The organism is Dietzia sp. HMSC21D01 (assembly GCF_001815995.1).
GTDB classification, from domain to species: Bacteria; Actinomycetota; Actinomycetes; order Mycobacteriales; family Mycobacteriaceae; genus Dietzia; species Dietzia cinnamea.
Genome location: NZ_KV823596.1, coordinates 1 through 8,239 on the forward strand (window position 1 = coordinate 1; position 8,239 = coordinate 8,239).

Annotated in this window: 9 protein-coding genes; all 9 read right to left on the reverse strand. The window is 71.5% G+C overall.

Going from position 1 to position 8,239, the window contains the following annotated elements:
* Positions 1-998: DNA translocase FtsK 4TM domain-containing protein (locus HMPREF3086_RS00145; protein WP_246830828.1), on the reverse strand; the 998-nt coding region annotated here is incomplete at its 3' end.
* 194 nt (positions 999-1,192) lie between these two features.
* The gene (locus tag HMPREF3086_RS00150) at positions 1,193-1,849 is read right to left on the reverse strand and encodes a TIGR03085 family metal-binding protein (protein ID WP_083324192.1); all 657 of its coding nucleotides are present in this window, start codon (positions 1,847-1,849) and stop codon (positions 1,193-1,195) included.
* Positions 1,850-1,853: 4 nt separating this feature from the next.
* Complete coding sequence (locus HMPREF3086_RS00155) at positions 1,854-4,103, reverse strand: ribonuclease J (RefSeq protein ID WP_061915537.1); 2,250 nt, start codon at positions 4,101-4,103, stop codon at positions 1,854-1,856.
* The gene (gene dapA / locus HMPREF3086_RS00160; RefSeq protein ID WP_043567479.1) at positions 4,100-5,047 is read right to left on the reverse strand and encodes a 4-hydroxy-tetrahydrodipicolinate synthase; all 948 of its coding nucleotides are present in this window, start codon (positions 5,045-5,047) and stop codon (positions 4,100-4,102) included. Before dapA ends, HMPREF3086_RS00155 begins: the two co-directional genes overlap by 4 nt.
* A 58-nt stretch (positions 5,048-5,105) precedes the next feature.
* On the reverse strand, positions 5,106-5,858 hold the full coding sequence (gene thyX, locus HMPREF3086_RS00165) for an FAD-dependent thymidylate synthase (protein ID WP_007629931.1): 753 nt from the start codon (positions 5,856-5,858) through the stop codon (positions 5,106-5,108).
* Positions 5,859-5,896: 38 nt separating this feature from the next.
* Positions 5,897-6,349, reverse strand: coding sequence for a flavodoxin family protein (locus tag HMPREF3086_RS00170; RefSeq protein ID WP_007629933.1), 453 nt, complete (start codon positions 6,347-6,349; stop codon positions 5,897-5,899).
* Positions 6,346-6,825: a hypothetical protein gene (locus HMPREF3086_RS00175; RefSeq protein ID WP_061227729.1), complete on the reverse strand. Its 480-nt coding sequence runs from the start codon at positions 6,823-6,825 to the stop codon at positions 6,346-6,348. The genes HMPREF3086_RS00170 and HMPREF3086_RS00175 overlap by 4 nt, the downstream gene beginning before the upstream one ends.
* 10 nt (positions 6,826-6,835) lie before the next feature.
* A complete protein-coding gene (gene dapB / locus HMPREF3086_RS00180; protein ID WP_061227797.1) occupies positions 6,836-7,585 on the reverse strand; it encodes a 4-hydroxy-tetrahydrodipicolinate reductase in 750 nt (249 codons plus the stop codon).
* Positions 7,586-7,619: 34 nt separating this feature from the next.
* A partial coding sequence (locus HMPREF3086_RS00185) for a M16 family metallopeptidase (protein WP_141763924.1) occupies positions 7,620-8,239 on the reverse strand: 620 nt, incomplete at its 5' end.

Sequence of the window (8,239 nt, forward strand, 5' to 3'; positions counted from 1 at the left end):
GCCGGCAGGACCTCGGTCCGGCGCGGGGCGCGCCGGGTGCGGGTCGGCGCCGGGGTCTCGTCGTCGAGCGTCGCGCCGTCACCGGGGAGGTCCGCGTCGGAGGTGTCCCGTGCCTGTGCGGCGCCGCGAGAGGCCCGCGGCATCTCGACGGTCTCGCCCGTGGTGGGGGTGTCGGACCAGGCGGCGACGCGCCGCCGCGAGCTGCGCCGCGTGGCCGCACGCCCGGAGTCCTCCTGCCCCGTGGTCTCGGCGATCGGATACGCGGTGGTCGCCTCGTCGTCCCAGTCCCCCTCGGCGTCGTCGTAGTCGTGGTCGACGATGTCGCCACTGCCGTCCCAGCCGAAGAAGCCACGGACGATGCCGGGGATCTCGCGAGCCGGCCTACCCACGATCACGAGGACGCCGAACGCCACGAGGAGGACGAGCAACGGGACGGCGACGAACACCGACAACCCGGCCTCGAGCGTGCCGCCCACGATCCGGCCGAGGACGCCGGCGCCGGAGCGCACGCCGCCCGGATCGGTCGGCGAGCCGGAGCCGAGGTGCCACAGGCCCAGGACGCCCAGAGCGGTGATAGTGGCGCCGACCAGCCAGCGCGAGTGCACGTCCGGTCGCGGCTCACGCGCCATGACGAGCACGCCCCACCCGCCCAGCAGCAGGGGTAGCAACGCGCCGGGGGTGCCGACGATCGTGCGGATCCCGGTGTCGATCCAGTCCCCGACCGGCCCGGCCGCGCCGAACCACACGGCGCCGGCGAAGACGATAGCGATGCCGATGAGGACGAGCCCGAGGCCGTCCCGGCGGTGCGGAGGGATCACCTTGTCGTCGTCGTCCCCTCCTCCGAGGCCACGGACACCGTGCCCGACTCCCTTGGCCACCGCCGACCATCCCCCGCGCAGGCCGCGGCCCACGGCGCCGAACGCACCGGAGGTCCGCTCGGGCGCCGGGGATGCCGTCCGCGCGCCGCCACGCGTGCCCTTCTTGGGCGTGGAGACCACCGCTCCACGCCGGGAACCGCCACCCCGTGACGACGACGAGGTGGACGTGGTCGATCGCTTCGCTCCCGATGTCGGAGCCGGACGTCGGCCGCCGGGGGCACGGGAGGATCGCGTGCTCGAGGTGGATGCCATGACCGTCACTCTATCGTCTCAGGCACCACCGGTAACAGCAGCCACACGGGCGGGGGGCTCTTCTACAGGCCTCGCGGAACGGCCCGCAGCGCGTCGATCCCCCGCTGCGCTCCGGAGATGTCGACCTCGACCTCGTCTCGACCGAACGCCCACAGCAGCAGCTCGACCGGATCGGCGGAGACGCTCACCAAGGGCGCCAACGCGGCGCCCGTCGAGACCGGTGCGATCTTCGCGGAGCCGATGTCGGAAGGGGTGCGCAGATCCACGCGGGCGTCGACCTTGCGGAGGAACGTGCGCGCCACGGTGGTGGCCAGCGTCCAGACCCGCTCGAGGTCCTCGAGGTCGAACCCGCGCCTGGTCCACCCCGGTCCGCCGCGTCGGACGTCCTCGTGGTGGACCAGGTACTCGGCCGTGTTGGCCACGCGGTCCGCGTAGCGCAACGGCGAGTACCACGGCGCGCCCGCGGCGATCGCGGACAGGAGCTCCTCCCACGGTCTCTCGGCCTCACGGAGCCGGATCTGCTCGAGCCGATCCGCGAACGCGGGGACCACGACCCCGGCCGCGGCGTCAGGCCGCCCCTCTCGTACGACGAGGTGGGCGGCCAGGTCCCTTGTCGTCCATCCCTCGCACAGCGTGGGGGCGTCCGGCCCGACGGCGCGCATCGTCTCGACGAGAGCGCTCCGCTCCCGCTGGGCCAGGCTCGGACGGTCGGGACCCACGGTCTCAGACCTCGGCTACGGCGGACGTGATGACGGTCGGCACGATCATGGGCTTGCGGCGCCACTTCTCCGACACCCAGCGGCCGACGGCGCGACGGACCGCCTGGGCGATCCGGTACGGATCCGTCTCGCCCTCGCCGGCGAGATCCCACAGCGCGTTCTCCACCAGCTCGACCACCGGGGCCAGCGCGCCCGGCTCGTCGGTGAAGCCCTTGCCGATGATCTGCGGCTTGCTCACGGGCCGTCCCGTGCGCGGGTCCACCACGACGGTGGCGACGATGAAGCCGTCCTCGCTCAGGGCCGTGCGATCCGCCAGCACGGTGTCCCCGATGTCGCCGGTGGACAGGCCGTCTACGTACAGGTTGCCGACCGGCACCTGGCCCACCACGGAGGCCTTGCCGTCGACGAGGTCCACCACCACGCCGTTCTGGGCGAGGACGACGTTCTCCTCGGCCACGCCGGTGGCGATCGCCAGCGCCTTGTTGGCCCGCAGGTGCCGCCACTCGCCGTGCACGGGCATGGCGTTCTTCGGGCGAACGGCGTTGTAGATGAACAGCAGCTCGCCGGAGTACCCGTGGCCGGACACGTGGATGTCCGCCTCGCGACTGGTGACCACGTTCACGCCCATCTGCGACAGTCCGTTCTGAACGCCGAAGACGGACTCCTCGTTGCCCGGGACGATCGACGAGGAGAACAGCACGGTGTCACCCTCTGACAGGTTGATCTGCCGGTGCTCGCGGCGGGCCATCCGCGAGAGTCCGGCCATGGCCTCACCCTGCGTACCGGTGGTCATCACGAGGACCTTCTCGGAGGGCAGCTTGGCGGCGGTGTCCATGTCCACCAGAACCCTGTCCGGATCCGTGAGGAGCCCCATCTCGAGCGCGATCTCCATGTTGCGGAGCATCGACCGACCGGTCAGCGCGACCTTGCGGCCGGTGGCGGCGGCCGCGTCGACTACGGACTGGACGCGGTAGACGTTGGAGGCGAAGCAGGCGACCACCACGAGCTGGCGCGCGTCGGCGATGAGCCGCTGCAGGGCGGGCCGGACTCCGCACTCGGAGGGGCTGATGCCCGGCGTGGTCGCGTTGGTTGAGTCCAGGAGCAGCAGGTCGACACCCTCGTCGCCGAACCGCGACATCTTGGGCAGGTCGGTGGGGCGCTTGTCGGTGGGCAGCTGGTCGAGCTTGATGTCGCCGGACATCATCACCGTGTTGTCGCCGGCCTTGATGACCACGCCCAGGCACTCGGGGATCGAGTGGTTGACGTCGAAGTACCGGACCTGGAACTTGCCGAGGTCACTGACGCTGGACTCGTCGACCGTGCGGAACACCGGCTTGATGCGGTGCTCCTGGCACTTGGCCGCCACCAGCGCGAGGGTGAACTTGGAGCCCACCACGGGGATGTCCGGGCGCAGCTTGAGCAGGAACGGGATCGCCCCGATGTGGTCTTCATGGGCGTGGGTGAGGACGAGCGCCTCGACCTGGTCCAGGCGGTCCTCGATGTGCCCGAAGTCCGGGAGGATGAGGTCGACTCCGGGCTCGGTCGAGCTCGGGAACAGGACGCCGCAGTCCACGATGAGCAACTTCGAGTCGTACTCGAAGACCGTCATGTTCCGGCCGATCTCGGAGATGCCGCCGAGCGCGACGATCCGCAGGGCACCCTTGCGGGGCTTCGGTGGGCTGGGCAGACGGACCGTCATGTCCCCGCCCTGCATGGTCTTGACGCCACCGAACTCGGCCGTCGAGGTCTCGCCGCGTCCGCGACCCCGGCTGCGGCCGCCGCGCCCGCGTCCGCCGTTCTGACCGCCGGAGTCCTGGTTCCCGCCGTTCTGACCAGCGGGCTTCTGGCCGCCCGACTTCTGGCCGCTACCCTCCTGACCGCCGGAGGCGGAACCGCGACCGCGACCCCGTGAGCCGCCCCTGGACGAGTCCTGCTGGGCCCTGCCCTGGTCGGCCTTTCTCTGGCCGCCCTTGTCCTGCTCGCCCTTGTTCTGGCCGCCCTTGTTCTGGCCGCCGTTGCCCTGGTCGGACCTGCCCAGCTGGCCGCCGCGCTGGCCCTTGTCCTGCTGGCTCTTGTCCTGCTGAGCCTTGTCCCTGCCGGATCGGGTCGGTGCCGACTCGGCGGCAGGGGTGTCCGCGGCCGGGATCGGCTCGGTGAACTGCACCGCGGTGGTGGGCGCCGGCTCGCCCGAGGGGCGGCCCGCGGCGCGTCGGGTACGGCCGCGTCCGCGGCCGGTGGAGGAACTTTCCGTCATCTGGTGACTCCTGCTCTGAGCAGCAGTGCCTCGAGGGCCCCTCGCTGCTCGTCGGTGGGTGGTAACTGCGGGAGTCGCGGCACACCGGCCGGGATCCCGAGAAGTTCTAGTGCTGCTTTGGACATCGACACGCCCCCGAGCGCCCGCTGGGCGTCGAAGAGCGGGAGGAGTCCGAGGTTGATCCGGCGGGCCGTCTCGATGTCTCCGGACAGGAACGCGCGGCGTAGCTCGACCAGACGCGGCGCGGCCACGTGGCCGATCACGCTGACGAAGCCGCTCGCCCCGACGGCGAGCCACGGGAGGTTGAGTTGATCGTCCCCCGAGTAGTAGATGAGGTCGGAATGCGACATGACGGTGACCGCGTCGTGGAAGTCACCCTTCGCGTCCTTGACGGCCACGATGTTCGGGTGTGCGGACAGACCGATCAGCGTCTCCGCCTGGATCGGGACGACCGACCGTGGGGGGATGTCGTAGAGCATCACCGGCCGGTCGGTCGCGTCGGCGACGGTGCGGAAATGGGCGTCCAGGCCCGCCTGGGTGGGCTTGGAGTAGTACGGGGTCACGACGAGCAGTCCGTGCGCCCCGGAGGCCGCGGCCTGTCGGGCCGCGTGCACGGAGTGCGCGGTGTCGTAGGTCCCGACGCCCGCGACGATCGTCGCCCTGTCCCCGACAGTGGCGAGGACGGTCTCGAGGACCGCGATCTTCTCCGCGTCGGTGGTGGTGGGCGACTCGCCCGTGGTCCCGGACACGACGAGGCCGTCGCATCCGGAGTCCACGAGATGTCGCGCGACACGTGCGACGGCCTTGAGATCGACGTAGCCGTCGGCCCCGAACGGGGTCACCATCGCCGTGACGACCGTGCCGAACGGCGCCGGGCGCCCTGTCTCGGCGGGGGCCCGGCCACTACCGGCCGGTGTCGGCCCCCCGGTGGTCACGTGTGTCATGGTCTCCCAGGGTACCCGCAGCCTGGTCCGGATCCCGATTCCGACCCGGCGGGTGTGCTCATCCCTCGAGCACGTACGGGCTGACCGCGATCTCCGATCCGTCCTCGAGGGTGGCGATCTCGAAGTCCGAGAACACGGCCGGCGCGGCCTCGCGCAGCTGCCGCAGGACGTCGATCGCGAGGCCCCGGATCTCGGTGTCGGCGTGCTCGGTGGCGCGCATCCCGATGAAGTGCCGCCACGAGCGGTAGTTGCCGGTCACGACGATGCGGGTCTCGGTGGCGTTCGGCAACACCGACCGGGCCGCCTGCCGGGCCTGCTTGTGCCGCAACATCGGGTTGGGCACGTCCGCGAACCTCTCCTCGAGCCTCGCGAGCATCTCCGCGTAGGCGTCGCGTGAGGCGTCGGTGGCCCGGCGGAAGATCTCGACCAATTCCGGGTCGTCGGCGATCGCCGGGGGCGGGACGACCTTCGAGTCGTGCTCCGGGACGAACCGCTGGGAGAGCTGGCTGTAGGAGAAGTGTCGGTGCCGGATCAGCTCGTGGGTACAGGATCGTGAGATACCGGTGATGTAGAAGGTCACGCTGGCGTGCTCGAACACCGACAGGTGCCCCACCTCGAGGATGTGACGGAGGTACCCCGCGTTGGTCGCGGTGCGCGGGTTGGGCTTGTCCCAGCTCTGGTAGCACGCCCGGCCGGCGAACTCCGCGAGCGCGGACCCCCCTTCCGCGTCGGTCTCCCAGCCGACCTCGTCGGGTGGGAGGAACTCGGTGTGCGCGACCATGCGGACCTGCCGCCGGACGAGCTCGGACATGATGGGTCTCCTCGTGGTGACGTGGTGCGCCCGGCGGTTCAGCCGAGCAGGTGTGCGGCGACCGTGGCCGCGACCTCGGCGACGGCGTCGAGGTCCTCGCGTGTGGGTTCGCCCGTGAGCTGTGCGGCCGGGCCCACGGCACGTAGGCCCCAGCCGGTCGTGATGCGTTCGACGGAGGTGACCGCACCCGCTGTGTCGTTGTCGCCGTGCACGCACAACGCGTAGGGGCGGCCGGAGACCGCGCCCTCGCAGGTGTAATAGGTGCGGTCGAAGAAGTGCTTGAGCGCACCGGACATGTACCCGAAGTTCGCCGGGGTGAGCAGGACGTAGCCGTCGGCTCGCAGGACGTGGTCGTCGGTGGTGGCCAGGGCGGGTACCGACTCCACCGCGATGCCCTCCAGCTCCGGATGGGCGAGCCCGGTCTCGAGGGCCTCCAGGATGCGACGCAGCCGCGGCGACGGCGCGTGGTGGACGAGCAACACGGTGCTCATCGCGGGTCCCCTCCCGGCGCCGATTCGGCCTCGTGCAGCGAGATGGCCGTGCGCATCATCTCCCGCGCCCGGACGCGGTCACCGGCGTGGTCGTAGGCGCGCGCGAGACGGTAGGTGGACCGCCAGTCGTCCGGCGCCGCCTGGTACTCGGCGCTGACGCGGTCGAACAGCTCGTCGGCCGCGTCACGCTCGAGACGGCCGGAGGGGCGCCGGTCTAGCCCGGTGAGGTCCAGCTCCACGCCCTCGGCGGCGGCCGCGGCCGAGATCTTCTGCAGCTCCAGCCCGTTGCGCACGATCGCCCAGGTGGCCCACGCCCCGACGACGGCGAGCAGGAGGATCCCCACCCCGAGACCACGGACGGACAGGTGCTCCGAGGCGCGGAACATCGACCACCCCAGGTAGAGCAGGTAGAGGAAGGCCACCACCAGGCCCGCCGCGGTGAGGGCCATGACCAGGGGTTTGACGACTCTGTCCACTGTGGGCGACCTACAGATCCATGAAGGCGTCGAGTCCCACGGTCAGCCCCGGGGCTCCGGCGATCGAGCGGACACCCAGCAGGACGCCGGGGGCGAACGAGGACCGGTCCAGCGAGTCGTGACGGATCGTCAGGGTCTCCCCCTGCGTCCCGAGGAGCACCTCCTGGTGCGCGACCAGGCCGGTCAGCCGGACGGAGTGGACGCGGACGCCGTCGACGTCGGCTCCCCTGGCACCGTCGAGCGCGGTGGAGGTCGCGTCCGGCGACGGACCGAGCCGCGCCTCGGCCCGCGCGGCGCCCATCATGGCGGCCGTGCGGTACGCGGTGCCGGACGGCGCGTCCGCCTTGTTCGGGTGATGGAGCTCGATGATCTCGGCGGACGGGAAGTACTTCGCCGCCTGCACGGCGAACCTCATCATGAGGATCGCGCCGATCGCGAAGTTGGGTGCGACCAACACCCCGGTGTCCGGACTGTCGGCGAGCCAACCGCGGAGGGCCTCGAGGCGCTCGTCGGTGAACCCGGTCGTGCCGACCACGGCGTGGATGCCGTTGGCGACGCAGAACTCCAGGTTGCCCATGACCACATCGGGATGGGTGAAATCGACCACGACCTCGGCCCCCGCGTCGACGAGCGCGCTGAGCGGGTCGCCCTGGTCGACCTCGGCGACGAGCTCCAGGTCCCCGGCCGCGCGAACGGCCTCGCAGATCGCCGAACCCACCTTGCCGCGTGCCCCGAGCACCCCGACCTTCGTCACCGTCATCGTCTCCTCCGTGGTCATCGTCGTCCTCCCCAGACTATCCGCCGACGCGCGCGAGCAATCCCGCCGCGCCGTCGTCCGGCATGCCGGGTCCGACGGCGGCCAGGCACCAGGGTGCGGACTCGGCGCCCCAGTAGTCGGCGACCTCACCGGCGGTGACCCGCCGCAGCCGGGCCACGGAGTCCTCGACCGTCACGACCCGGTCGCGGTCGAGCAGGTGTCGTCCGATCCGCGTCATCCGGGACAGGGGGTCGTCCAGGCCGAGCCTGATGGAGCCCGTGAGGTGCCCGATCGCACGGTCCACCTCGTCGGACGAGGGCGGCGCCGTGCGCATCCCGTCGACGACGTCGCCGAGTTCCCCGAGCAGCGATCCGACGCGGTCGACGGGGCAGCCGGCGACCACGGTGAGCAGCCCGGTCGGGTGGAACTGGTCCATGCCGGCGTAGACCGTATAGGCCAGACCGAGCTCCTCCCGGATCCGTTGGAACAGGCGCGAGCTCAGCCCGCCGCCCAGGACCGCGGTGCCGATCTGGGCGGCCGCTCGGTCGCCGTGACCCCGCGCGGGGGTGCGGCGGGCCAGCGCGAGCAGTGCCTGCTCGGAGTCCTCGTCCTCGCCGACCAACACCGGAGCGGTCGCCCAGCCGGGGTCAGCGCGGT

Coding starts and splice junctions, on each gene's coding strand:
- HMPREF3086_RS00155 (WP_061915537.1), bottom strand. CDS start 4,103: ATGACGGAAAGTTCCTCCACCGGCCGCGGACGCGGCCGTACCCGACGC.
- dapA (WP_043567479.1), bottom strand. CDS start 5,047: ATGACACACGTGACCACCGGGGGGCCGACACCGGCCGGTAGTGGCCGG.
- thyX (WP_007629931.1), bottom strand. CDS start 5,858: ATGTCCGAGCTCGTCCGGCGGCAGGTCCGCATGGTCGCGCACACCGAG.
- HMPREF3086_RS00170 (WP_007629933.1), bottom strand. CDS start 6,349: ATGAGCACCGTGTTGCTCGTCCACCACGCGCCGTCGCCGCGGCTGCGT.
- dapB (WP_061227797.1), bottom strand. CDS start 7,585: ATGACGGTGACGAAGGTCGGGGTGCTCGGGGCACGCGGCAAGGTGGGT.